Source organism: Paenibacillus sp. PastF-3, assembly GCF_029893135.1.
In the GTDB taxonomy this organism is placed as follows: domain Bacteria; phylum Bacillota; class Bacilli; order Paenibacillales; family Paenibacillaceae; genus Paenibacillus_AQ; species Paenibacillus_AQ nitricinens.
On record NZ_JARXWM010000002.1, the window covers coordinates 1 to 24,052 of the forward strand.

28 protein-coding genes and 2 pseudogenes are annotated in these 24,052 nt (G+C 39.1%); 4 read left to right on the forward strand and 26 right to left on the reverse strand.

The genetic code is table 11. The annotated features are described in order from the left end of the window. Positions 1-253: 253 nt before the first annotated feature. The 9 genes from M2444_RS03905 to yidC form a co-directional block, all read right to left on the reverse strand. A complete protein-coding gene (locus tag M2444_RS03905; RefSeq protein WP_280786343.1) occupies positions 254-610 on the reverse strand; it encodes a phosphotransferase in 357 nt (118 codons plus the stop codon). Between the two features lie 80 nt (positions 611-690). Next, entirely contained in the window at positions 691-903 is a 213-nt protein-coding gene (locus M2444_RS03910; RefSeq protein ID WP_280786344.1) for a hypothetical protein, read from the reverse strand. Positions 904-1,042: 139 nt separating this feature from the next. After that, positions 1,043-1,471: a 3-hydroxyacyl-ACP dehydratase FabZ gene (fabZ, locus tag M2444_RS03915; RefSeq protein ID WP_094878948.1), complete on the reverse strand. Its 429-nt coding sequence runs from the start codon at positions 1,469-1,471 to the stop codon at positions 1,043-1,045. A 120-nt stretch (positions 1,472-1,591) separates the two neighbouring features. Beyond that, a complete protein-coding gene (locus M2444_RS03920; protein ID WP_280786345.1) occupies positions 1,592-2,659 on the reverse strand; it encodes a CHAP domain-containing protein in 1,068 nt (355 codons plus the stop codon). A 2-nt stretch (positions 2,660-2,661) separates the two neighbouring features. Then, entirely contained in the window at positions 2,662-3,003 is a 342-nt protein-coding gene (locus tag M2444_RS03925; RefSeq protein WP_280786346.1) for a GNAT family N-acetyltransferase, read from the reverse strand. Between the two features lie 204 nt (positions 3,004-3,207). Continuing rightward, positions 3,208-3,825: a hypothetical protein gene (locus M2444_RS03930; protein WP_280786347.1), complete on the reverse strand. Its 618-nt coding sequence runs from the start codon at positions 3,823-3,825 to the stop codon at positions 3,208-3,210. Between the two features lie 131 nt (positions 3,826-3,956). Further along, positions 3,957-4,697: a class I SAM-dependent DNA methyltransferase gene (locus M2444_RS03935; RefSeq protein WP_280786348.1), complete on the reverse strand. Its 741-nt coding sequence runs from the start codon at positions 4,695-4,697 to the stop codon at positions 3,957-3,959. Between the two features lie 229 nt (positions 4,698-4,926). Then, on the reverse strand, positions 4,927-5,139 hold the full coding sequence (locus tag M2444_RS03940) for a hypothetical protein (RefSeq protein ID WP_280786349.1): 213 nt from the start codon (positions 5,137-5,139) through the stop codon (positions 4,927-4,929). Positions 5,140-5,531: 392 nt separating this feature from the next. Continuing rightward, positions 5,532-6,377, reverse strand: a complete 846-nt coding sequence (gene yidC / locus M2444_RS03945) for a membrane protein insertase YidC (protein ID WP_280786350.1) — start codon at positions 6,375-6,377, stop codon at positions 5,532-5,534. A gap of 607 nt (positions 6,378-6,984) precedes the next feature. Here yidC and M2444_RS03950 point away from each other — a divergent pair. Further along, a pseudogene (locus M2444_RS03950) lies at positions 6,985-7,493 on the forward strand (transposase); the annotation flags it as partial. A 68-nt stretch (positions 7,494-7,561) separates the two neighbouring features. On the opposite strand, the gene M2444_RS03955 reads toward M2444_RS03950, so the two are convergent. The 9 genes from M2444_RS03955 to M2444_RS03995 form a co-directional block, all read right to left on the reverse strand. Then, positions 7,562-8,068, reverse strand: a complete 507-nt coding sequence (locus M2444_RS03955) for a P-loop NTPase family protein (protein WP_280786351.1) — start codon at positions 8,066-8,068, stop codon at positions 7,562-7,564. 221 nt (positions 8,069-8,289) lie between these two features. Further along, positions 8,290-8,883 (reverse strand): phosphotransferase-like protein, encoded by a 594-nt coding sequence (locus M2444_RS03960; protein WP_280786352.1) that lies wholly within the window; start codon positions 8,881-8,883, stop codon positions 8,290-8,292. Between the two features lie 313 nt (positions 8,884-9,196). Continuing rightward, positions 9,197-10,174: a phosphotransferase enzyme family protein gene (locus M2444_RS03965; RefSeq protein WP_280786353.1), complete on the reverse strand. Its 978-nt coding sequence runs from the start codon at positions 10,172-10,174 to the stop codon at positions 9,197-9,199. Positions 10,175-10,256: 82 nt separating this feature from the next. Further along, entirely contained in the window at positions 10,257-10,919 is a 663-nt protein-coding gene (locus M2444_RS03970; RefSeq protein WP_094879028.1) for a hypothetical protein, read from the reverse strand. 460 nt (positions 10,920-11,379) lie between these two features. Continuing rightward, positions 11,380-11,784, reverse strand: a complete 405-nt coding sequence (locus M2444_RS03975) for a GNAT family N-acetyltransferase (RefSeq protein ID WP_094874801.1) — start codon at positions 11,782-11,784, stop codon at positions 11,380-11,382. 550 nt (positions 11,785-12,334) lie between these two features. Next, on the reverse strand, positions 12,335-13,201 hold the full coding sequence (locus M2444_RS03980) for an SDR family oxidoreductase (protein ID WP_280786354.1): 867 nt from the start codon (positions 13,199-13,201) through the stop codon (positions 12,335-12,337). Continuing rightward, positions 13,198-13,707 (reverse strand): hypothetical protein, encoded by a 510-nt coding sequence (locus M2444_RS03985; protein WP_179283798.1) that lies wholly within the window; start codon positions 13,705-13,707, stop codon positions 13,198-13,200. The genes M2444_RS03980 and M2444_RS03985 overlap by 4 nt, the downstream gene beginning before the upstream one ends. Before the next feature lie 108 nt (positions 13,708-13,815). Then, positions 13,816-14,382: a MarR family winged helix-turn-helix transcriptional regulator gene (locus tag M2444_RS03990; protein ID WP_094878850.1), complete on the reverse strand. Its 567-nt coding sequence runs from the start codon at positions 14,380-14,382 to the stop codon at positions 13,816-13,818. 93 nt (positions 14,383-14,475) lie between these two features. Further along, positions 14,476-14,820, reverse strand: coding sequence for a VOC family protein (locus M2444_RS03995; protein WP_280786615.1), 345 nt, complete (start codon positions 14,818-14,820; stop codon positions 14,476-14,478). 309 nt (positions 14,821-15,129) lie between these two features. Between M2444_RS03995 and M2444_RS04000 the strand changes: the two genes are divergently transcribed. After that, positions 15,130-15,942: a class I SAM-dependent methyltransferase gene (locus M2444_RS04000; RefSeq protein WP_280786355.1), complete on the forward strand. Its 813-nt coding sequence runs from the start codon at positions 15,130-15,132 to the stop codon at positions 15,940-15,942. A 157-nt stretch (positions 15,943-16,099) separates the two neighbouring features. Here M2444_RS04000 and M2444_RS04005 read toward each other — a convergent pair whose 3' ends face one another. The 3 genes from M2444_RS04005 to M2444_RS04015 all read right to left on the reverse strand — a co-directional run bounded on the left by M2444_RS04005 (position 16,100) and on the right by M2444_RS04015 (position 18,129). Then, entirely contained in the window at positions 16,100-16,354 is a 255-nt protein-coding gene (locus M2444_RS04005) for a cold shock domain-containing protein (protein ID WP_280786356.1), read from the reverse strand. Between the two features lie 354 nt (positions 16,355-16,708). After that, entirely contained in the window at positions 16,709-17,104 is a 396-nt protein-coding gene (locus tag M2444_RS04010) for a hypothetical protein (protein WP_094874699.1), read from the reverse strand. 257 nt (positions 17,105-17,361) lie between these two features. Continuing rightward, entirely contained in the window at positions 17,362-18,129 is a 768-nt protein-coding gene (locus M2444_RS04015) for a nucleotidyltransferase domain-containing protein (RefSeq protein ID WP_280786357.1), read from the reverse strand. Positions 18,130-18,418: 289 nt separating this feature from the next. Here M2444_RS04015 and M2444_RS04020 point away from each other — a divergent pair, with 289 nt between their 5' ends. Next, positions 18,419-19,009, forward strand: a complete 591-nt coding sequence (locus M2444_RS04020; RefSeq protein ID WP_280786358.1) for an HAD family hydrolase — start codon at positions 18,419-18,421, stop codon at positions 19,007-19,009. A gap of 324 nt (positions 19,010-19,333) precedes the next feature. Here the strand turns inward: M2444_RS04020 and M2444_RS04025 are convergent, their stop codons facing one another. From M2444_RS04025 to M2444_RS04045, 5 genes are all read right to left on the reverse strand, one after another. Continuing rightward, on the reverse strand, positions 19,334-20,248 hold the full coding sequence (locus M2444_RS04025; RefSeq protein WP_094874696.1) for a phosphotransferase: 915 nt from the start codon (positions 20,246-20,248) through the stop codon (positions 19,334-19,336). A gap of 93 nt (positions 20,249-20,341) precedes the next feature. Further along, positions 20,342-20,791, reverse strand: a complete 450-nt coding sequence (locus tag M2444_RS04030) for a hypothetical protein (protein ID WP_094874695.1) — start codon at positions 20,789-20,791, stop codon at positions 20,342-20,344. 164 nt (positions 20,792-20,955) lie between these two features. Further along, entirely contained in the window at positions 20,956-21,318 is a 363-nt protein-coding gene (locus tag M2444_RS04035) for a pentapeptide repeat-containing protein (RefSeq protein WP_094874694.1), read from the reverse strand. A 74-nt stretch (positions 21,319-21,392) separates the two neighbouring features. Continuing rightward, complete coding sequence (locus M2444_RS04040; RefSeq protein ID WP_280786359.1) at positions 21,393-21,746, reverse strand: hypothetical protein; 354 nt, start codon at positions 21,744-21,746, stop codon at positions 21,393-21,395. 67 nt (positions 21,747-21,813) lie between these two features. Next, positions 21,814-22,071 carry a hypothetical protein gene (locus tag M2444_RS04045; protein ID WP_094878855.1) on the reverse strand — a complete coding sequence of 86 codons (258 nt, stop codon included), beginning with the start codon at positions 22,069-22,071 and terminating at the stop codon, positions 21,814-21,816. Between the two features lie 581 nt (positions 22,072-22,652). On the opposite strand from M2444_RS04045, the pseudogene M2444_RS04050 reads away from it, so the two are divergent. Continuing rightward, positions 22,653-23,405 (forward strand): annotated as a pseudogene (locus M2444_RS04050) (IS110 family RNA-guided transposase); the annotation flags it as partial. Between the last annotated feature and the right edge of the window lie 647 nt (positions 23,406-24,052).

Consider the following 24,052-nt stretch of genomic DNA (forward strand, 5'->3'; position numbering starts at 1 on the left):
TAACGAAGATACCTCAGCTCTGATGATGCGAGCTGAGGTATCTAAACTAACTAGTTTTTGTTTTTTACACTGTACACTTGACAGGGAGCACTTCAGCTTAAGGGTACCGGCGTTTTTTTTACCCACTATTTCATATCAGTAATTCAATTCAAAATCGTTGATTAGAAGGAAAAATTCGAGGGTTAAACTTATACAAGTCACCTGGGTTAGCCCAAACGCATATTTGAACTAACATGCCTGATCATTGAACAAACTACTCCCAGTAAGGAGTACCACTAAAAAGAAATTCTTCTTTATTTACATATCGCTTAAATTCCCGTCTTGCTAATTTACTAATGTGACAGGGTAACCACTCATTAGCTTCAGGCAGCCCAAGCCAAAAATTCATTGTTTCGAGTTGGGCTGCTACAAAGAAGCCTTCCAAACGTTGAACATAGTTATGAGGCAGGTCGAATTGTTGTGTGTAAGATTCTAGCAACTGGTCTCTGAATGCTGGGTGGATATAAGAAAGTGTCCAACCTAAATCGAATAAATAATATCCGAACCCACAAGCTCCAAAATCAATAGCTCTAGCTTCTTGTTCATGAAACACAAAATTACTTGGTATCAAATCTGCGTTATCTTAGTAACGTATTCACCAATGTTATTTTTTATAGCTGATGGCAACACCAGATCTGTATCATTTGTTAATCAAATCATTTCTGAATGGATGACTTTTTCCTCAGACCAAATACTTTCCATCGAATCATTTTTTGATAGATGTATTCGCAAACTATAGCAGTTACTTTCCTTATCTGTCACTTTATAGATGGTGTTTGCATTTTGGCCAATATGAGCTATTGATTGATAAATAATTGAATAACAAGTTAATGCTTCTATAGCAATATCCTGAGTATCTAGCACGGTATCTTCCCTCCCCTTATTTTCTAATAATTTGAGAGAGAGCGCGCTTATATTTATATTTTATCCATTACTTAGTTTATAAAGGTAACCTGCTCATCAATGTGTATTGTTCAACTATCGTTCCTGTTACCTAAAAAACCTAAATCGAACTGAATGCAAACATTATTTCAGATTCGCATACCAATTCATTATTTACTGTGGCGACTCCCTTTCCTTTGACGATTTGTCCCTTAATTCGAATCACTTCAAATTCAAGAAGGAGTTGGTCTCCTGGTTTTACTTGTCGTTTAAAACGACAACTATCAATACCCGTCAGTAAGCCTATTTTATGATTGTTGCTCTCAACGTTGGACATTGCGATTCCACCGACCTGTGCCAGTGCTTCTACAATTAAGACTCCAGGCATTACGGGATAGTCAGGGAAATGACCGAGAAAATAAGGTTCATTAATGGTTACATTTTTAATTCCAACAGCTCTCTTCCCCTCATTAATCTCCAATATTCTATCGACCAAGAGAAATGGATTTCGATGAGGAATAATCTCTTTAATTCTTTCAATATCAAGCATGGATTTGCCTCCTAATCGGTTTAATATCATTTTATCGCCTTTGAGTTAAACCAGCCCGAAAATAACTCAACGTAACTCTAGTTAAACTAACCTATCCGTTAGCGTAATAACTGCTCCAAATCAATAACAGGGTATATACTCTCCATTAAAATGATAATGATAGCTGTTATCTATTCGGACATATCCGAGTATACAATGATCTCTATCCCTGTATGAGACACTAGAGTAGTTTTTATTGTCTTTATTGCCTTCAGCAATTAAAATTTCATTGTCATCATAAGCTAAAACAATACCGATATGATCGTGAGAATGATCGGAGAGAAGCTTATCAAAAATAACAATATCACCACGTGCCGGATTAAATTCTTCTTGTTTAGCGTCATAGAAAAATCTAGTATCGGGCAGCTGAGCCCAATCCAACCACGCACCAACCCCAGCTAGCCGATACATTCGGTTAGGATATCTAATTGGAAGAAGTATTCCAACATGCATACAGCAGTAGTATACAAATGCAGCACACCAATTACCTTCTAGTACTTTATAGATATCAGAGTCCGGCCAATACTTGCAAATTTCCCGATAACGTTCATCTTCCGGTACCCCGATTATGTTTTGCCCTGCGAGCTTTTCCGCAAAATCAGCCAGCATAAGTCGCCTGTCTTTAGTTTCTCTATTTAATGCTTCCATATCTACGTTAAATTCCGTATCTACATTTCCCTCCGGAATCCCTAATTCAATAAATACTTTTTGTAGTCTATGTATATCGGTCTTAAGCATATTATTACCTGTATTTTGAAAGTACATCTGCAATAAAATAGCGTCTTTAATAACTTCCTCATCTGGTCCATGAACTCGATGTCTATCTTCTTGATAAAAGATTGATCTAAGAATTACTGACATCTCTTCGTCGGTAAAGATTTGGGTGCTACGTATTATAGGTCTTACCGCGTCTGCACTGTTGTGACCAGGAAAGGTATTTATTCCAGTTTTATAGAAATAAAAATCGTGTAGCACCCCCGCGATCGCAGCGATTTCTGAATCTAGTCCTCTTCTCATAGCGAGCATCGAAGCGAAGGTAGATACTCCTGAAAGATGAGCCCAAGCTTTCTGATTTTTGAAGTTGCTCTGCTTTTCATAAACATGGAATCGAACAATTTCAAGTCGCTTAGATTTCTTCTCACATATCATAATTAATTCCCCAATCCCTGAACTAACTCAGGACAGAAACCTATCGAACGTTCTACTGCTACGTTTTGGAAAAGTATTTTATCCGCCTTTTCCAAAAGTGTGCCACCGATGCCCATTCTTCTGTATTCTTCGTTAACAAACATCGACGTCAACGCGCTTCTCTTAAAACCACCAAAAGAGAGAAAACCTTCCGTCAAGTCGTTGTAACGAGCAACAAATATATCATCTGAGAGCATTTCGTTACTCTGTTGAGACACATTAAACTGTTCATTTTTACACAACATGGCTGTGATTGAAGCTTCGTCCCTTTCGGGTTTATAGGGTTCAATAATTAGTTGTTCCATCGGCATTCACCTTTGATCAAGTTTAGTTTTGCTGCAATTTCATAAATCCTCCTTAATCCTTAGGACTGGAGCTAATTCGTACTCTATAATAATTAGACCATAATTCACAAAAATAGGTTTCTCTATACTGCCCGATTAGTTGAACAAATAAAACGGCTGCCGAAGCAACCGCTATTCCACTATCGTTCTCCGTTAGCTTAATTTCTAAAATACAAATTCTGTCTCGTTGTTTTCCTTATCAAGATATATAACCCTACAGGAATCTTTCCAACTATCCCAATTTAATACGCTATCAACATCCACACGGAATAATTCATTATATGGTACAATCATAGGATTAGAAAAATCATAAAAAACAAGTTCATAGGGGCATGCCCAATAGCATCCATCAATCACTATTAGTTTTTTTTGTTGAAAATATATAATTTCCCCCCAGCAAAATCCATGCCCTTTATAAGCCTCTTCGGGAACATAATGATTGGTTTCTCTATTTGATAAATTAACAATTGAATACCCCTGATAATCTAACCCACACAACAGATATTCTGTGCCATTTACCCCCAACCAACTGAATAAGAATGGGTCATAATTTCTATATATTATGTCGATGATTTTATGCTCACTATCCGTAACAATCCCTTTTGTGTAATTATGACTGATAAAACCTTCAACATGGTTATAGTGATGGATTTCAAGTTTGAACTTTCCTGAAGTTGAATGAATAATTTCAGTTTTCTCAGCGATGTAAAATTTATCTTGAAAATAGTACATCATCTCAGCTCTTTCACTGAGAAACTGTGAGTCCTCAACAATATTCCTCAAATTCTTTCACCTCGCTTTAGTATTACAAATTGTACCATATTTTCAGACATGCTATTACGCTATCTTGCCGTCTAGTTGAATAAAAGCGGACTTTAAGGGGATTTTTCCTATTGCCATGCATTACGTCTCTCCTAACATTTCCTACAAACGCTAATAATAGATGAAGATGACGGAGAGAACGGCGTTTTATCCCAGTCAGCATATTGATGTTCGACGCGAAAGCCGTGACGGGTTAATAAAGATTGCAGCGTCGCTTGATCTGTAAACCGACAAGCAATTCGGGAAGTCGTTCGTTTATCACCCCAATTACGCATCGTGACCCAATGCATGATATGCTGGCTAGCATCGTAACATTGTGTACCTGATACCTTGACGTTTTGCCCATCCTTATCAATAAAGGACCCCCATTCTGTCTCCTCTTGATCGGATAAATCCGTTCCCTCCGGATTACGGGTCTCGAATGCAAAGATTCCATGGGGTTGTAAATGTTTGTGAACGGTAGTAAGCAAATCGTTTTGATCTTGATCACTTAAGAATGCCTGAAATGCATTGCCAGTCAAATAGATCATCGAAAATCGCTTGTCCGATTCGAAGGTACGGGCATCGCCTTCCATAAAAGTAACTGTCAACCCCTCCGCCTTCAGCCGCGCATACGCGAGCATCGCAGAAGAGATATCTACGCCGGTCATCGTTATACCGGCTTTTGACAGGGGTATCGTTGTTAAGCCTGTACCACAAGCTAGTTCTAACACTTCGCCAGGACTCGATCTTGCAAGCTCAAGATAGAACTGATATTTGTCCATTTCACCGTCAAATTCAAGATCATAATTTACCGGATCCAGATATTCTTCAAGATTGCTATGTTCAATCAACGCCATCCCCTTCTTTCATTTCAATGTTACATTGGAGAAAAATAATTTTCATAAGAAAAACATGTGCTTAGTTAGACGCAGAAAGGATAATCTAAAAAATAAAAAACCTATCGACATTCGTGCTTAACATTATTTTACTGTTTTTTTTATAAACCGTTTGGTAATTCATAGTTATAATCAATTTTTATCGCACCTTAAATAACTACTCTTTAAGTCGATAATCATTACTTTATTCTGCCCGTTGCCTTACAATCAGTAGTTTGTGTACTGAGAAGAAAAACAAATAATTTTCACTTCGAAAACCAACAGGTTCTAAAGAAGTGCTTCTTTGGAAATTTGTCAGTTCTTTCTTATGGACCCACTTTTCAAAATCGGAGCTATCAGGGTTTGTCCAAAGTAAAGCAAGTAAGACTATACCCACCACAAGAATCAGCAGTCTCAAACTGAGCCCCCCTACTAGAAAGATCAGTTATAATATGTATGTCGATCACAATATGGAGATGATTTGTTTTCTCATTCCATATTGGTATTTAAGTTCATCTAAACTACCCGTTAGTTGAATAAAGGCAGCTGATCGCGTTGATTACCGGGCTGCCAAATCGTATTTGAGCTAACGTTACCCAATAGCTTAACCGTTATTTATTTTATGATACGGTTCTCCGCGCTGTCTGTAACGGCAAGTTTTAGGGCCACCCTTTTGTGGGATGGCCCTTTCATTTTTTTCATTATGTTGAACTATGTTCCCCGTTAACGAGCCGCCTCATAAAAACAGAGCATCTGAGGTCGCGCATCAGATGCTCTGTTTTTAGTATTGTTTTATGACCTTGTTCAAATTTATAAATCTTCTACACCGGTGGGTCCGTTTTTACTCGATACATTTGGCTTCGTGTACATTTTATTGAGAATGGTCGTTTGCACGATAATGAATATACCGCCAACCGCCCAATATAATGGTAATGCGGCGGGCATCTGAAAAGAAAACACACCCATCATGATAGGTGACAACAATCCGATGAAAGCCATTTGGTTATTTGAATTTTGCTGAACCTGCGCTGAAACGGATTGAGACACGCGGAATTGAAAGTAATACACCGCAGCAGCAATCAGCGGCAAAATCATATCTGTTTTCCCCAAGCTAAACCACAGAAAATTGTCAGCTGCAATCTCTGGGGTACGACGAATGGCGTAGTAAAATGCGAGGGTGATCGGCCATTGGAGAAGCATCGGTAAACACCCCATGTTTAAGGGATTAAATTGATGCTTCTGATAGAGCTGCATCATCTCGACTTGCTCTTGTTTTTTTGCATCCGCACTGACGTCGTTCTTATACTTCTCCTTAAGTGCAGTTAACTCCGGCTGGAGGACGACCATCTTTTCTTTCATATCCATTTGTTTCTTGGTTTGATTCATCATGAGCGGCATGATCGCAAGTCTGATGATGAAAGTCATCAGCACGATCGATAATCCGTAGTTTCCATGAAATGTATTCGCAAAGAATTTGATCAAGATCGAAAATGGATAAATAAAAAAGTGGTTAAATATCCCTGATGAATCGGCATTAATCGAGTTTGATTGGGATGCTGTCGAACACCCGCTGAGCACAATGATCGGAATAACTCCAATCAACATGACGAGAATGGGCTTCGCCCATTTTTGAAGCAATAAAATCTTTTTCATCATTGTCCTCCCTAATTGAAAGTATGGAATATCAATGTGGGGAAGGACCATTGTCGTCTTCATCAGGTGCTTCTCTTCGTCTGGCGTTACGTACTATCCACCGCTGAATGCTGCTCGGTTGCGACAGTCTGACAGACACAAACCAAGTTGAAACGGCTGGAGCAATTTCATAACCCCAGTGTATCTCTTGTAAAGAAATATAGGTGAATGGAATTGACACTAAGGAATAGATGAGAGCGATCGAAAATGCCAATTGAACCAAGTCATAAAAATGCTCCAGTCAAGTTCACCTCCGCATGAGCCATGTTGGAAAAATTTGAATAATGATTATACGTTAGAGAAAACGGTGTGGTTTCACTAACCTGCCCGTGGGACTTGATCCCGAACACTATAATGTTCACCCCTACTTGTCATGACCATGATTGAGGCTGGTTGGGACGTGAGATCCCGTATAACAAGCGATACTATGGAGCGACAAAAGGAAATCATAGGGGCTACCAGTAAATCTAAATTAGGAAGGTGCATTGAATGAATTCAATGATTGGTCAGCGTGGTAAACCGTACAAAGGAACGTTTAAATTCGAACATATAGTTCTTAGAGGAGCATGCTAATGCCTATCTATTGAGAGAGTTGTACTACAATGAAGAGTTTGAGCCCTTTAAAAAATAGGTGTTCAACTGCTTAATCTGCGTTATCCAACGCGACAATACGAGTCTCTTTCAAAGAGAGTGCGAGTTAAGCGTCTATTAAACGCGGCAAAACAAAATCCTTTTCAGCAGACTATGTACTCTAGTCACTTGGTTAACCTGAGAGTTTTGATTTCGCTCATTCTTCAGTACCAAGAGCATCTATCTCGATTGGAAAAGAACATAGATGCTCTCGCTGAAGAAATGGAAGAATATGATTTAATTCAGTCGATTCCCGGTATTGGTCCTAAAATTGCTGCAACCATTTTATCGAAAATTGGAGAAGTAGACCGTTTTGATCATCCAAAGAAACTAGTAGCCTTTGCAGGCATAGACCCGAGTGTATTCGCATCCGGAGAGTTTGCGGCAACACGAAATCGAATTACCAAACGTGGTTCTCGGCAACTTCGTTATGCGCTAGTTATGGCCGTCCATGTGGACTCATCCGTTCTTCATCCATCTCATGAAATATTCGAGAAACGCTTGAACTATCCTGCCTATTAGCTTAGTCGTGTCCCTTTTGTAACATCCAGATTGTTACTATCTCTTAATCTGATCACTTTCTCATTGTATCTATTCAACTTGGCATCAAAACTGTTTCTACTTTGTTCAAAATCCCTCGTCCATTTGTACATCATCTTCAACATCATGATATCTGGTTTATAGTGACACTTTTCAATCCCAAGTTTCTGCTTGATAAATCGTGTTAAGATTCTGACCTTTCGCTTCCACAATGGAGTATCAAGGAATATGATCGTATCTGCCATTTGATACAAACATTGATAGGAATCTCTATCTGTTCCTTCGAATATCCACGCTCCTTTAATATCGATCTCCTTTATAATTTCGAATTGTTCTTCTGCGGAACGTTTGTACCGTCCCGTAGCTGTATTATGATGGACTATGGAATCAAGTTCATACCAGGGTAGACTGAATTTCTGGGATAATCGTTTAGCGAATGTCGTTTTACCGCTAGCAACAATTCCAATAATGAGGATTTTTTTCATTCCTGTTCAAGCTCCCTAGATCGGCGAAATGTTTGACTAATTATCTATTCGCAATAGTCGCAGATTCCCCTTTTGCTGTCCTTCGTTTTAACATTACTTATTAAAGTAGCCTGCCCGTTAGTTGAATAAAGGTACTTGATCGCGTTAACTGAACGGCTGCCTTATCGTGTTTATTGAGCTATTGCCTCACGTTAGATTAATTCCGAATTCCCTCGAGCTATCTAGGAAACACAAACATTTCTTTTACTTAATTTTTTAAATGCGAGATATTCCTTATTGGACTTAATAAAACTTAATGTCTTTTCGGCACACTCTATTGGATTCATCTTTTCTATATTTACTTTGAGATCATATTCATCAATGGAATATACTGTATTGAACTGTGAAGCTGCTAATCCAATCTTTCTATCTCCTCTTATTTGCTCTCTTCTTATGAGTTCTTCTTTCGAGCATATTATACCTATAAATAATGTAGGCTGATCAAAAAATACATCAAGACACTCATTAAACCACTTGTCATTTTCGATTGCGGTATCTACTATTACATTCAAACCCATTTTTGAAAACAATTTAACTGTCGAATAGTACATTGAGACTAAGGAATCAAACATTATTTGTGCGATAACATGCTCATCTACTTCTCTTGTAGGTTCAATATCTGAAAATTTATGTTTAAAAAAGTCCTTGATAAAAACATCTATTGATAAATGATGAAATAGAATCTCTTTCTGATTTATCAGTTCATTAGAAATACTAGTCTTTCTATCACCCTCACCTATAAGTTTTGCGTATCTTTCAGATAACGTTATATTCATAAATTTTATAAAATTATCCAACTCAGATAATATTCGAGAAGCAATTGAACTATCCTGCCTGTCGTATTACGTTCAACATCCGCCTCTGATTTCACAAAATCATAATAAACAGCGACATCACAATGTAGGTCATTCCTTTCCTTCACAACAAAAAACCTCCCCAAACCCCTAAGGGTGAGGAAGGCTTAAACGCGTCACTTCCGAAAACATAGCCAGCTATATTTTCAGCTCAACAACTGCTTGTAAACGGCCTTTAAATAGAAGATGATAATTGACTATCATTTCCCATTAGTTCACCGATAAAGGTTCCTATTTATATTTTATAAAATATACTTTCACCATTAAGAAATGGACGACAATACTCTGCGCATAATTTAGGCATTTTTTCACGCATCCAGGCATGGACATGTTCATTCTCCAACTGGAAGACGTAATACCCGATAATAGCGACCAGCATAAAACCTTCCAGCTGCAGTAGATCATTCGCTGTATTTTCGTGCTCTCTGTAATATCCCTTAAGGAAAGTATGTCTTCGATCGGATGGCAGCATCATAGCTCCCATGGCTACATCAAGCAAGGCATACCCGGTTCCGAAAAAGCCAAAATCAATAAAGCGCGCCTCTCCTTCGGTTGTGATGATGATGTTCCCCATACACAAGTCCCCATGAATAAGGTCAGGGCCAGCATCCCCGCCATGATCATCCAACCGGAAGTTAATCAATTGCAGCGTTTGTTCAATGACATTGGCATCAGAAGACGTAAATAGATTCTTTTTCACACCCGAATGGATCACACGGATCATCCGTTCATTATAGGCTCTGCCTTGACTCGGTCGAATCTTTATATCTGAATATTTGTACTGACGAAAAAAAGTATGCAGCTCTGCTAATTGCAATCCCAGTTTTTTTACCAGTTCAAGATTGTTAACATCATTCTTAATCATGTCTCTTCCATCCAGCCAGGTTAGGACAGAGCAGTTCAAAAGCTCACCTTCGTATTCGACGATCGTAATTAATTCACCATCTTTGTTTCTTATAGGAGTCTGTATTTCGTTGATGCTCCAACTTCCCAGCTCCTCAAGCATTTGCAATTCTCCAAGAATGCCGTCGTATGTATGCTGCAGACCTTTCATGTCATCTATAAAAGGGTCATGAATGCGAAGTAAATATGATTTTCCCATTCTGTCATTTACACGATATGTTCTGTTCTCGTTATGCCTTAAAAAAATAATCTCAGGTTGTTGGATATCGTCGTATCTACCTAGTAAGTCCAAAAGTTTCTCGTTCGTCATAAGGACTCCTTTAAAAAAGAAGGATTTTTTTATTCAATTTTGGTATAAAGTATAAAAGAGATATCTTTCTTTTCTTTTCATTTCAAGTCTCCTTGGAGATATTATACGCGTCAGTTGAATCGATGTTGTACCAAGGTTCTGTTCCCCATACGGATTCTCGGGCAACATATACTAGCTCTTTATCCTTACAAATAAAAATATCTTTTGGAATATCCTTATACGAATCAAACAGGTGTTCAGGTAAAATTGCAGCATCAAATGCCCAAAGTCCCTCTTGCTGACCTGACACTAACGCCTCCCAAGGCGCTCCATCCATAGCTTCATTTGTGAAAAACACTCCAGTTTGTCTAAACTCCTCAGAGAACTTAGTCATAATCCGCCAAATCAAGGATTGATATTGGCTTCGTACTTGTCCTATTCTCCAATCGTGTTCTATCTCTTCTGTCCAAAACAAGATACTAATTTCCAGATATGATTCTTTTAATTCCTCAATAACTTTAGGTGTCCAGCCTAGTACATATGGCCGTAAATGGAGTTGGAACCCGTTATTTTGGTACAACTGAGTCTCAGCATCGCCACCAACGTACATAAAACCATTTTCTGAAACTTCCCATTCCAGCTCACTATTAAAGTATCTAGAATCAAGTCCCAGCGAGTTTATTACTCCTGAAAAGAGCCTGATAACGTCTTGGAAATTGAATTGATCACATATTATATAAGTTTGGATTTGAGAATATTCTGGCATGAGAACACACCTCTTGGGATCAATGGTCTTTATTACCATTATACTCCATTGTGTTCGCCTTCGGCACTGCGCTAAACTGCCCATTAGTTGAATAGCCGCAGATTTCTAAAAAGGGATTTACCGCAATAATATGCTAAAAAATCGTCGATACATTTCTCTCTTGCTCTCGCCGCGGAGTTGTGCGTATATTTGCGCGGTTGAGGCTTTCTCATGATTCAGCATACCTTGATGAAATCCAATGAGGCACCGTTATCAAGGAGTTTACACACATAGGTATGTCGAATTCGATGCCCTAGACTGCTTGGCTTCAAACGATCTGCTTGTTTCATCAAATATTCCTTCAGTATAGTCAACGTAATCTCCACTATCTCGGTATCGCCTAGTTCCGTCATTAGCATTTTTGTTCTGAAGAGTGTAGGCGTTCAATGTTCTCGGACTATAGCGTGTCCCTTTAGTTCAATCATATCAACTCTGAGATAAACATTGGTGTAGCTCCATCCTCTGTATTAAAGCCAAATTTATTATAGAAATCCACTGCATGAGGATATGAAATTAATACTTTTGTTTTACATCCTTTATATCTTTCAAGCATTATCTTCATCATTTCCTTACCTATACCTATACTCTGATAACTCGGATTAATAAGCATATAATGAAAATATACGGTTAAAACACCATCTGACAAAGCATTTATTAAACCGACAAGCTTTCCTCCTTCCCAAGCAGTAACAAGTGAATGAGACCCTCGTATTGCTTGTAAAAGCTCGTTTGGATACTTGCCAGACTCCCATTCTACCGAAAGAAATAACTCTTGGAGTGCATCCTTAGTGATATCCTCTTTGCTTGAAGCGTAATAAATACTCACCCCTATACCTTCCTTTCATAAAACTAACTACGGCACAACATCTGTTTTAAACTCCCATATTTCGATGGTTTTGCAATCCTTACGAAGCCATAAAATAAAACCGACAAAGCAATTTCGGATTTTTCAAAATGAATTATTTACCTCAATATACTATTAAAAATATGTATAGAAAATGGATTAACTGAAGTGGAATTTGCATTTAATTACATTAGAGAATTCATGAGAATACTTCTTTTACTTAAGCATAAGAGGCTTATATCGTTAATTTTCCCGTTAGCGTAATTGACAGCTATACGCTCAACGCTTTAAGTGGTTTGTCTAAATACTTGTAAATTCCTTACTCCATTCTTCGAATGTCGTTAATCGAATCTTCCTTTATTTCGGCTGAGGTCCCATCCCCGTTAACCTCCCGTTAGCTTAATAGAAAAGAAGAGCTACCTACCTTATAGGAAGCTCCTCCACTAACGTTCTCCGTAAGCTCAATGACTTATCTAAAATCGGAATAAAATGCTGCTAACGTTACAAATATCAGAATTGGTGGACTCCGCCTTTACCGGAAATTCTCTACACACTCATGTAGAAAGGTGTCTAGCGTTCGTGGCTCTCTGCCGAGCAAGCGCTTCACAGTGTCATTTGGACTTTCTGGCACCATCCTAGACATAGTTTGAATTTCCACAACGTGGTTCGCGAGCCAAGGAGGCATATTCCCGTGCTCGATAAGATTACGGAGCAGTACTTGGGGTTCCATGTTGATGTAACTTATCGGTCGATTAAGCAGGGCCGATAGTCGACTCGCAATCTGGGGATAACTGAAAATCTCCGAACCAGTAAGAGTATATATATGGCCTGATACCTCGTGGTTGGTCAGAACTTCTGCAGCAACGTCTGCAATATCGCGACAGTCAATGAAGTTACATGGTGAATCACCCATGGAGCCGAAGAAAATATTTTGGGTTGTGATCGTTGGTGCAAAGCGCATTAAATTTTGCATGAACGCATAGGGGCGCAATACGGTGTGGGTGAGACCCGATTCTCTCAGCGTTTTCTCAATTTCTTGATGCCAGCCCGCTACTGCCACTGGAGAGCTCTGCTCAAAGGCTGGACTTGATATTTTTACGATGTGTTTGATTCCAGATTCGACGGCAATCTGAATGATTGAATTTTCCAATTCGATTTGTCTTGGACTGTTGGACATGGCAAGGAAGAGCTGGCTAGCATCATTAAACGCACGGCGCAGCGATGTGGGGTCGGAAGCATCCACCCTTGCGACCTCGGTAGTCGATCGGCCTTTTTCTCCGATCTGATCGCGCAACTTCTCTGGCTCTCTGCTTAGAGCCCTCACAGGTATGCCAAGATCAACCAAACGTTCCAAAAGTGCACTACCTATCGTACCTGTTGCTCCCATAATAACTATCATTTCTCACTTCTCCTTTTAGATGAAAAATTAGTTGTGACTGCAAGTCGCCACCGCCATGTCACTATCGTGCTTGCTATGAATCCTGACAACGGGAAATCGATCCAGACACGATTTACCCAGGCCAAGTGATTACTCGGAATCATACTTTCAACAGAAACAGATGTCACCCATGCAGCGTATAGTCCAAATGAGGACCCGGCCAATGCGAATACCCCTACCACAACCAAGTGAGGTGCACCGATGACCCATTGCAAATGGCCCACTCGGCTACGCAACAAAAGGCCAATCATCAAAGCCATCAAAGCTGATGCACCACCAATAGTGGTCAATGCCGCTATTTGAAGCCCCCTATCTGCAGTAACCAATCCCCCGATACCTGCCATAATAGCAGGAGCCATATAGGCCATTACAACTTCACGCCATAGTACAAAAGTCTTTTTCTTGGAACCGACAGCCTTGATGTCATAAACACCATCTGTCCGCTTCGGGTATTTCATCTGGTTCATTTACTTGCTCCTTTCTTCTTTGAAGTAGTCCAACGATTGCGTTCAGCGAGATATAATTAGGTTCCTAACTATATAAGAATAAAAATAGGCTAGCTTCACTAGCCCATTCTACTCATTACTGATGTTTCCCTTTGGTTTCGAGCCTAGTTCACCCGTAAGTGCTGAGATGCCTTGTGTAACTCGGTCTAGCAAGTCAAGAAATACGCTGCGCTCTTCGATATTGAGTAAGCCCACCATTGCTTCCAGCCGAGCGAAATGCTCAGGTGCCATTTCACGTAGCTTCTTCGCTCCTTCTTCCGTTAAAATGACTGATTTCTGACGCCCATCGTCTGAGCTTGATCTCCGAGATACTAGCCCATCTCGTTCAAGAATATCGATAAGACCAGTCACTGTTGCACGTGTAACGCCTAAATGCTCCGCTAATTGCGAAGGCAACTCTTCTCCTTCGTTATCTTCAAGATCAGCCAATAAACGATAACGCCCTGTTGATAAACCAAATCTAGAGAAATGAATTTCCGAGGCGTGTCCAAGCATGGCTCCCGCTGCCATTAGCCTTGACGCGACGAGTATAGCCTGTGCGTCTATGTCTAGGTTATAACGATCAATCTGACGCTTGGATTGTACAAGCGAGGGAATAGCCTCAATGTCACTTACTTTTTTATTATTGTTGTTCATATGTGTAGTATGGTTCCTAACTACTTTTGTGTCAACTCATTTTTTATAACTCATCAACTCTGGAGTTATACCGTTGGATTTGGTTAGAACTCTTTATTTCTCCCAAAGCTCGATCAGTCGACCTTCAGGATCTTCAATCCAAACAAACTTTCCAAATTCACTAATTTCTTTTTTCTTTGCAAGTGGTATACCAATATGCTCAAGATGCTTAATAGTCTCGTCTAGATTATGTACTTGGAAATTTAACATCACTTGTTGTTCTGTTGGAAAATAACTGTCATCCTCGGTAAAGAAAGAAAAGATAGTCTCATTTCCTGATTGGGGCTTTATCACAGTCCCATTCCAATGATCTATTTCAATCTTCAAGACCTCACTGTACCATTTTTTTATAACTTCAAGATTCTTAGTTCTCCAAAAAATTCCTCCGAAACCTTTTATCCTCGTATTTATCTCCTGTCTGTCATCTATTGTTTAGCTATCCGTTCTCAATAAATATTCGAGTTTTAAATTTGAGTTCCTTTTTCAACTATCTTGCCCACTAATTGAACAAATAAAAACTACTACCGTAGCAACCGCTACTCCACTATCGTGTCCCGTTAGCGCAATGAGTCTACTAGATCAAATGGATGCTATATGGAAGATTTGAGGTAGATGTATTCATAGAAAAATGGTACATTATTTGGGAATTAATAGTACGAAAGTCAGGATATTTAGGCTAATATTTTTATATTGGGGGATGGTACTTGCATGGACAAGAATTCTGTTTATAGAACAAATATTATAGGCGCTGGGGAGGTTGGTAGCGCTATCTCGGTCGATATGGACAAGAATGTTATTCATGAAACTAACAGTTTATTTTGGGATACAAAAGGAAATGATATTTTAGGAGCAACCGCACTTCCTTTATATGGAGCATTCGTCTCAGAAGAAAAATGCCAACTTTTTGGCGATATTTCAGGAAAAAAGATGCTAGAGATAGGCTGTGGAAGCGGTCAATCATTGCAATATCTCGGGGAACGTAAAGCATCTGAACTATGGGGTATAGATATATCAGAAAACCAAATCGAAAAAACAAGAGAATACTTATCAGATCACGGACTTTCAGCAAAATTAATCTGTTCACCCATGGAAGAAAAATGTGGCTTACCTGAAGATTATTTTGACTTTGTTTATTCGATTTATGCTATAGGCTGGACAACCGACCTTGAGGGTACTTTTAGCAGGATTGCATCTTACCTAAAAAAAGACGGCGTATTTATTTTCAGTTGGTCTCACCCTATACACAAATGTGTTGTTGCAGAAAATGATATGCTTGTTTTTAAAAAATGTTATTTCGATGAATCTTGGTATTCGGTAACTCTTAACGAAAGTACGCTAACATTATCTGACCGTAAACTATCAACCTATGTCAATGCGCTCTCAAAAGCGGGATTTATCATTGAGGAAATGATTGAGCAATCTGATGATGAACTTATCCAATCCCGGAACGATAACGACGATTTTGCGAAAAAAGCAAAGATGCTTCCTGTAACTTTCGTAATTAAAGCAAGAAAACTATAATTAGTAGTTGAAGATAAATGCCCGTTATTTGAATAAAGGCAGCCTATCATCTTGACTGATTGGCTGCCTTATCGTGTTTATATTGAACTATCGTCGCCTGTTAGCTTAATTATGATTCCCGAAAGTCCATACATTCATCAAGTGCGTCTCGATTCCTTCATTCCTCTAATATTTGCACATTCTTAGCTGTCATGCGCTGAGAATCAACTATATCCGGAAACTCGAATAGGTCGAATGCAACTTTTTGACCCTCTTTAAGGAACCGAAAGCCGTCCGGTAACCTAATAGGGTCTGGTAGTATTTCACTGAAGTGTACAAAAACATGGTTATCTTCCTGCCCGTCTAGCATTATCCGTCCGTAGCCTTGATCTTCTTTGTACCATTTGACAATTCCATATCTTCTTTCCGCCATCTAAGCACCTCCTCTGTAACTTTATGGTACAATCCATAATGTGCTCACATCGTGTTGAACAAGTTATCTTATTTGATTTTTTTCGGAAACCCATATACGAAAAGTATCATACCGAGGAACGCAAGGATTGGCACAAAGATATTATTGAAGAAGCTTGTAATTTGAGTACTTTTCCCATCATTCCACTTTACCACATCGTTCCAATTTTTTACATAATATTATCACTTAACCTAATGCTAATAATGGAACGCTATAGCCCCACAAATTGTAAGGATTCTGCTGGCTATTTGAACAATAAAAAACAGCTGCCGAAGCAGCCGCTATTCTACTGTCGTTCTCCGCTAGCTTAATGATTTACTTTGCTTCGGACGAATCATATTGCTCTTTATTGAGAACTTCATGAATTATATTTGTTATGTCGTTAATTTTGCGGGAACAATATTTCAAAATAGGGTTAGCCCAATATTCGGGTCCAGTTTCTTCATCACCTATTTTCACTAAATTCAATGTATACGCACCCTCTGAACGCATAGCTGGATACCATCCTAAATCCAAAATCAAACCTGTCTTTTCATTTCTAAAATAGAATATATCCTCATGTAGCTCCCATACATAAGGAAATGAGTCGTCATGAAAGTCATCGGGATTAATTTCATAAAAATGATTCCATACGACAGTCCAATCTGATGGAATATTTAATGGCACCAATTGTAGACTCATTTTAATAACACATCCCTTAACAATCTTCATATTCAAATCTCCGTGACTTGTCCAAGTTATCCTGCCCGTTACTTCAATGAAAACAGCAGGCTACCGTAGCGGCTGCTCTTTAATGTGTATCATTCAGCTAAAGTTCCCCGTTAGTTCAATAGTCTTATGTTTTAATTAGAGTCGCTGCTTATAGTTGTGAGGCTTGCCGAACACCTAATGCAGTGACGTCCCGACGGGCTTAGGGGGCTGGATGTGGTCACTCACTTCTCAGAGTTACCCGGAGCGTCAATATGGTGTTAGCCGAAGGAAGTTCTGGAAGCAGCCATTGCATTTAAGGCGTTCTCAAAATAGCTATATACTTCATCTGCAATTCCCAGAAACTCTTCAACAAGTAAATTACTATCCAAGTAACAAGCATACAGATAATTAACTAAAGCGGAGTCAATCTCACAATAGTTTAATATGGCATTCTTCATCTTAATAATGTCATCTTGCCATACACCTGTATCTTCTAAAACCAAAGAGTATAATGCACGAATTAATCTCTTAGAGTAACCTTTAATATATCTAGTTTTCATTGTGTTCTCATTAGCATTAGAAAGTAAACTATGTATACGATCTACTTCCTCCTTGGTCTCTGTATTTAAGTCTAAAATGAATTCAGGAGAAATAATTATCGGTGGTACTTTTTCACCAACGTCATGACCATATATGCAAACACAAATTATCTTTACCCAAAAACCCCACTCATTTGGTTTACTTAATACATCGTCAATCGAGCAAATTATCGTATCAATCTTAGTTACTAATGGATATTCTTCCAAAAGCCCCTCTTTAATATTTGACAATCTTTCGTAATCAATATCTTTGGGATTTACACATACAATAGTAAAGTCTGCATCTGACTTAAAAGGTTTAGCAGTTCCTTTTGGAATCGAGCCACACATATAAATGCTATGAATCTTACCTTTAAATTCGCTAAGTATATTATCTATATATTTATCAACAAAATCCTTATATTCACTTTGTATTACAATTCTATTTATAACTTTTTCTAATATCATATAGACTCCTCCTAAACTAAGAACTTCTTTCGGCTAACGTCTTTTTTGCGAACTTCGTAAATTCGTCATGACTTAAGTTATTCGCGAAATCATTCAACTATCCTGCCCGTTAGTTGAACAAGCGCGCTTTCTTTTTGTTACACAATATCTTCGTACTGTGCAACAATCACTACGACTCTCGACTCGATGAAAAAACTTCTAAACTAACTGCCTATAATATTTATCAAGAGGAAATTCAACCACATAAGTCGAATATGCTTTTGAAACATGTGGGTGGAGGGTGTTGAATATGAATCGTAAAGAATTAATTCTCGATGTGGCAGGAGTGCTTTCCACCAATTTTTCTCCTCATTTTTGGGAAGACCTTTCGGAAAAGTCGAATATTCCTTATGAAGTGCTTTTTCATTTTAGAAACGAAATACGTGAAAAATTATGGACTGGGAAGATATCGGAGAAGGGGTTCTGGGAGCAGCTGTACATAAAATTTCCTGCAATTAATATAGATAAGGCAAAGCAACTCCTTATTTCAAATATTCGCCCATTACCAGCTTTTGAAAAAGTTCAACATTGGAGTAAATACGCAAACATCCACTTATTAAGTAACCATCGCATCGAGTGGATTGAGTCCATTATAAAACCAATTGAACCCTTTGTACGCAGTATAACTATATCCAGCGAAGTAGGTTATTGTAAGCCTAATTCTGAAATATACGCTCTTGTTCATCAACATTTAAGTCACCAGGCAGATGTATGGTTTGTTGATGACCAGGACAAAAATTTTAATGAAGCAATATTGCTCGGGTGGAATGCCTTATTAGCTGACAAAAATGGAGACTGGATTCATAAAATCACTTCACTATTGTCAACTGCTGAGGTTTAATTTAAAGCAATACAGTGACTAATAGGCTGAGTTTTCTCGCCGTATAATCCATCCCTTCCTGCACAGTTTGCGTTATATATGATATAAAACATCCACTTAACTTGTTCAACTAAACTGCCCGTTAGTTGAACAAATAAAAAACGACTGCCGAAGCAACCGCTATTCCACTATAGTGTCCCGTTAGCGCAACGACTTACTCTGTTGAATTTCGTGTTCCTCAACATAAAGCAGCATCAGAGAAGGCGGATCGTACCTTATCGAGGCCTTTAAACGACAAAATGGTGCCGATAGCCATAGCCCCATAGCCGCAACGAAATAATTAGCCTAATCCGACAGTGCCCGCATGATGTTGGATTTCGCCTCTGCCGCAATCGCTTCATTCCTGTCATCGACCGCTTGCATTAAGATCAGTATGGGGATGTATACCGCGATCAGCCGCGCCAGCAGCTTCGTTTCCTCGTCCGCTCCTCCGTACGTTTCGAAAAACACGCCACGAGCGTAAGGTGGTAAAAAGCTATAAGCAACGCTCAAATCGCAAGCCGGATGGCCTACGCTCAGATCGCCCCAATCAATGATGCCGGAAACGATCCCGTTCTCATTCACAAGCATATTTTTGAAATGAAGATCGCCATGTAGCAGTGCATTCACCGCCTCGACACGATCCTTTTGAAGCCTGCTAATATACGCTTCGATCACACCGTACTCCTCCGGCGACAAGTGTTCAACCACCTTCGATAGAAAGCCCTCCAATTTCACTTTGCGCGATGCTATGTCCGTCAAGTTTCGATGATCTTGCTGAACTCCGCACTTCAGCGCCGCCTGCACCGGAAACTCATGCAATTTCCGTAAAAATTTCGCCAGCGTCTCTGCCGATAAAGCCCGGCGTTCTTCCGTCAAACCGATGGGGAAATCTCCTGGCACGTAGGCATAGCCAAGAAATGGTGCCGGGTATTCATCACTTGCTTCGCCATAAAACAACGGTTTCGGATAGGGGATGGTCATATATGCCTCCAGCTTCGGCAGCAGCTTCCCTTCCATACGAATCGAGCCAACTGCAATCGTTCTCCTTGGAAACCGGAACACGTACTCGTCACCGATGAGAAAAACCGTATTGTCCCAGCCCCAGCCCAATCGCTTCACTTGCTTCGATGACAGCTGAGGGAATTGTCTGCCGATCAGCGTCCGCGCCTGCTCTTCGTTAACCTCCCACTCCGCATCCCATACATTCGTTCCTCCCATGAATTGTCTGCCTCCTCGTTCCTTACGTTATTTAGATGTTTACATTCCCTGGAAGTTACGCATAACTGCCCGTTAGTTGATTGCATATCAGTATTATTCTACATATAACCAGTCGAAATCATTATGCAAAATGTACTCTTCTGGCTCCAATTCTATTGCAAAACTTTCGCAGATTATATCTTGTTCTGCATATTCATTACCATTGTCTATACCCAAATAGATATGTAGGAGTTCTTTATGTTTTTGTGCTCGTTCGGGAACTCTTTGTAGGATACTTGAAGTTTTGATAACTGCGGAGCGGTAAAATTCACTCCATTCATCAAATTCCATCCAATATGGTAGTTTCGCATATACCACACCTGAAAATTTCAGCCTTGCTTCCCTTACTTTATAAGTAAAGCTATGCTCACTTCTGTCTACTCGCTCAATTACCTTAAGAAAGTAAAACTCAACGGTCTTGTTTTGGTGGTCAATAACGAATTTCTTTATGACTGAATCATACAGTTGTAAATCATCATTACCTTTGTAATCTTCAGTGTTCATATTTTCTCCTTATTTATCCATTTGATAAAAATGTTTATACTGTTTTGATTATACAACCCAAATCTATATTCCACTATACTGCCAGTTAGCCGAACAAAGGGCTTCCTCTCGGAGCCACCATCTCATTATTGAACTATAGTTTCCCAAGTTGAAGAATTGATTATTTATATTATCATGTCAATTAGATGTCGCTCTGTAAGGATAATAGAATGATATGTATTTTCTAAAAAGGTAATCCCCTCTATAATCACCCCTTTGAATTCCGCACCATCGAGCGAATTACCTAACAAGACTGCACCTTTAAAAACACAATTGGAGAAATCACACGCTTTAAAATTAGAGTTCATCAGTGTAGAGTTTTCAAAATTAGAGCCCGCAAAGTCAACCGAAAACAAACACTCATCGAAGATTAAACCCGAAAAGTCAAATTCATGATAAGTACCTGCTTCGACGCAAATTTTGTGAAAGTGTCTGTGCCCATTTTGAAGCATATCTAAAAATTCGGCTTCCGTAACTTCTCTTTCCATTGATATTCCCCCACACCAACTTTATACAATAAAAGTTCTACATGGCTTCCATATTAACCTGCCCGTTAGTTCAATTAGAATGGGTTTTCTCCTTTTACAAATGGAATAGAGATTATGTAAATTGAACCAATAAAAAGAAACCAAAAAAATTTTGATTTCAGACGTTGCTTAAAGTAGATAGTATTCTTCATAATAAATAGTCTAGTAATAACCGTGTATAGTACAAAAAGAAAGTAAGAAACTCCGAACCAATTAACCCAAACATTACCTATAAATTCAATTCCAAAACTCTCATAAATTTTACTTGCTACATTTACAGTAAGTAACAAGCCAATAGCCAAAAAAACAATTGATTCAAGCAATATAACAACATCTTTTTTTAAGCCTTGCATAACCTCATCTCCTTTTAAAAACACAGTATTCCACATCGACAGCCTTCTCCTGATCTCTATTGAGCTATCGTGTCCCGTTAGCTTAACATGTTGATGGTCTGTACTATTTGATTATCTTATTGGCTATCTTATTGGCTATCTGAACGCATTCTTCTTGCGATTTCTCAAACAGGTTCCCGCAGCATTTCTGGAAAACAACATAGATGTACTGTCCAAGGTCACCAATTCCGCATTTTCTCTGGTTTTCATTGATGAAGTTGTATATTTGTTTGACCTCATCATTGTATTCATCGTCCAATAGTGGATGAATCTCGTTGGGATTCCACTCCTTAATCATGTCCTGAATTTTTTGATACAGCAACAATTTAGCCCTCCGTTCTTTTCACTAAAATTCTTCGTTGTTTAATCTCGGTTTTTATTTTACTTTATTTTCGTTGGGAATAATTCCGAAAAATTCGTATACCAATCCGTTCCTTTGGATTTAATCAGTGCAAATGCTTCTTTAAAAGCTATCTCTGTATTCTCCTACACTGGCTCGTATCATGTCATCGTCATCTAATTTAGATAAATCCATTACGGCATCGTCTATTTCGTCATCTCGTGAAGTTTTGTCATAAACAACGGTTATCAATTTTTCTTTTTCAGTTCCTGTAAAAATTATACAATACTAATTGCATAGGTTTGAACTAAACTACCCGTTCGTATTATGAGATCAACCAGTTCTTTCTGGTTGATCCTTTTTCATTTGCTTTAAGAATTAAGGTAGCCGGGTCGAACGTACCTGCCCGTGGGACTTGATCCCGAGCGCTATAATGTTCACCCCTACTTGTCATGACCATGATTGAGGCTGGTTGGGACATGAGATCCCGTATAACAAGCGATGCTATGGAGCGACAAGAGGAAATCACAGGGGCTGCCGGTAAATCTAAATTAGGAAGGTGAATCGAATTTCAAACTGTTCTTGTTCAAGTTTTCCCTACGTACAAAGGTGTTTTCGGGGACATCTATTCTAACATTTCACTTCGATTTTTAAATGAGTTTCCAACTTCAAATTTGGTATTGCAATCGGACGAAGAAATGCTAAAGTCCAAATTCACAGAACTACTTTCCTCAAGACGAGGGCGGTCAGAGAATTGGATCTGTGTGCGAGTTACGCGTCTATTAAACGCGGCAAAACAAAATCCTTTTCTGCAGACTATGTACTCTAGTCACATGGTTAACCTGAGAGTTTTGATTTCGCTCATTCTTCAGTACCAAGAGCATCTATCTCGATTGGAAGAGAACATAGATGCTCTCACTGAAGAAATGGAAGAATATGATTTAATCCAGTCGATTCCCGGTATTGGTCCTAAAATTGCTGCAACCATTTTATCGGAAATTGGAGGAGTCGACCGTTTTGATCATCCAAAGAAACTAGTAGCCTTTGCAGGCATTGACCCGAGTGTATTCACATCTGGAAAGTTTACGGCAACACGGAATCGAATTACCAAACGTGGTTCTCGGCAACTTCGTTATGCGCTAGTTATGGCCGTCCAGTGTGGACTCATCCGTTCTCGTAATCTGCGACTTAAAGATTTTTATGATCGCAAAAGAGGCGAAGGAAAGCCACATAAAGTAGCTTTAATTGCATGCGCAAATAAGCTGGTTCATTGGCTTTATGTCCTTAAAAGTAAAAAATCCTTCCGCATTGCCTGACCATTTTATATTGGTATTACCTTCCAAAATAAAGGGATTGGAGGGTTATTTGACATGCCTATTTTTTACTATACCACATGACTTAAGTTCATTTTACTGGTAATCTTGACAAGCTATTAGCTGGTATAGTTGAATGATGAACTATTAGTATTCAATGAGTATCTTGTCGATTTCTGCAATTTCGCTGATCTTTGATATACCATCGCCGTTTCCTTCAAACAGCTTGAGGAAGCGTTCACACTGACTTTTAATGTTCGCGGGTTCTTGATGAACGGCAGACTCGATGAAGCAGGCCGACAAACTGGGCTGTCAGGCATTGATTTTTTTTCCATAATAGGTTATTTTATAGAAAGCTTAGCGATAAGCAAGTTCCTGACACGAAGGGAGATGTGTTTTAATGGCAACTACTTATATGGTGGTTTGGTCTTAAAACTGAATAGTAGGCATACGCGAAAAAAGCGGGGAAACGCCCCCTATTATTTGGTATGCCATCCGAAGTAACCTTTCGTGAATATTGCTGTTTGCAGGATACGATGAAGGTCGTGTCTTTTTTGCGTCCTGATGCCGCGTGACAGCAGCTTCTTTAGAGGCTGCTTGTCCGTGGCATTTTTGCGTCCAAAAACAACATTAAAGGAGCTAACAAAAAA

Coding starts and splice junctions, on each gene's coding strand:
- M2444_RS03920 (WP_280786345.1), bottom strand. CDS start 2,659: ATGATATGTGAGAAGAAATCTAAGCGACTTGAAATTGTTCGATTCCAT.
- M2444_RS03960 (WP_280786352.1), bottom strand. CDS start 8,883: ATGAATATAACGTTATCTGAAAGATACGCAAAACTTATAGGTGAGGGT.
- yidC (WP_280786350.1), bottom strand. CDS start 6,377: ATGATGAAAAAGATTTTATTGCTTCAAAAATGGGCGAAGCCCATTCTC.
- M2444_RS04025 (WP_094874696.1), bottom strand. CDS start 20,248: ATGGGAGGAACGAATGTATGGGATGCGGAGTGGGAGGTTAACGAAGAG.
- M2444_RS03970 (WP_094879028.1), bottom strand. CDS start 10,919: ATGCCAGAATATTCTCAAATCCAAACTTATATAATATGTGATCAATTC.
- M2444_RS04020 (WP_280786358.1), top strand. CDS start 18,419: ATGAATCGTAAAGAATTAATTCTCGATGTGGCAGGAGTGCTTTCCACC.
- fabZ (WP_094878948.1), bottom strand. CDS start 1,471: ATGCTTGATATTGAAAGAATTAAAGAGATTATTCCTCATCGAAATCCA.
- M2444_RS03985 (WP_179283798.1), bottom strand. CDS start 13,707: ATGAACCAGATGAAATACCCGAAGCGGACAGATGGTGTTTATGACATC.
- M2444_RS04015 (WP_280786357.1), bottom strand. CDS start 18,129: ATGATATTAGAAAAAGTTATAAATAGAATTGTAATACAAAGTGAATAT.
- M2444_RS04035 (WP_094874694.1), bottom strand. CDS start 21,318: ATGGAAAGAGAAGTTACGGAAGCCGAATTTTTAGATATGCTTCAAAAT.
- M2444_RS04005 (WP_280786356.1), bottom strand. CDS start 16,354: ATGGCGGAAAGAAGATATGGAATTGTCAAATGGTACAAAGAAGATCAA.
- M2444_RS04040 (WP_280786359.1), bottom strand. CDS start 21,746: ATGTGGAATACTGTGTTTTTAAAAGGAGATGAGGTTATGCAAGGCTTA.
- M2444_RS04000 (WP_280786355.1), top strand. CDS start 15,130: ATGGACAAGAATTCTGTTTATAGAACAAATATTATAGGCGCTGGGGAG.
- M2444_RS04030 (WP_094874695.1), bottom strand. CDS start 20,791: ATGAACACTGAAGATTACAAAGGTAATGATGATTTACAACTGTATGAT.
- M2444_RS04010 (WP_094874699.1), bottom strand. CDS start 17,104: ATGAAGATTGTTAAGGGATGTGTTATTAAAATGAGTCTACAATTGGTG.
- M2444_RS03980 (WP_280786354.1), bottom strand. CDS start 13,201: ATGATAGTTATTATGGGAGCAACAGGTACGATAGGTAGTGCACTTTTG.
- M2444_RS03925 (WP_280786346.1), bottom strand. CDS start 3,003: ATGGAACAACTAATTATTGAACCCTATAAACCCGAAAGGGACGAAGCT.
- M2444_RS03955 (WP_280786351.1), bottom strand. CDS start 8,068: ATGAAAAAAATCCTCATTATTGGAATTGTTGCTAGCGGTAAAACGACA.
- M2444_RS03965 (WP_280786353.1), bottom strand. CDS start 10,174: ATGACGAACGAGAAACTTTTGGACTTACTAGGTAGATACGACGATATC.
- M2444_RS03990 (WP_094878850.1), bottom strand. CDS start 14,382: ATGAACAACAATAATAAAAAAGTAAGTGACATTGAGGCTATTCCCTCG.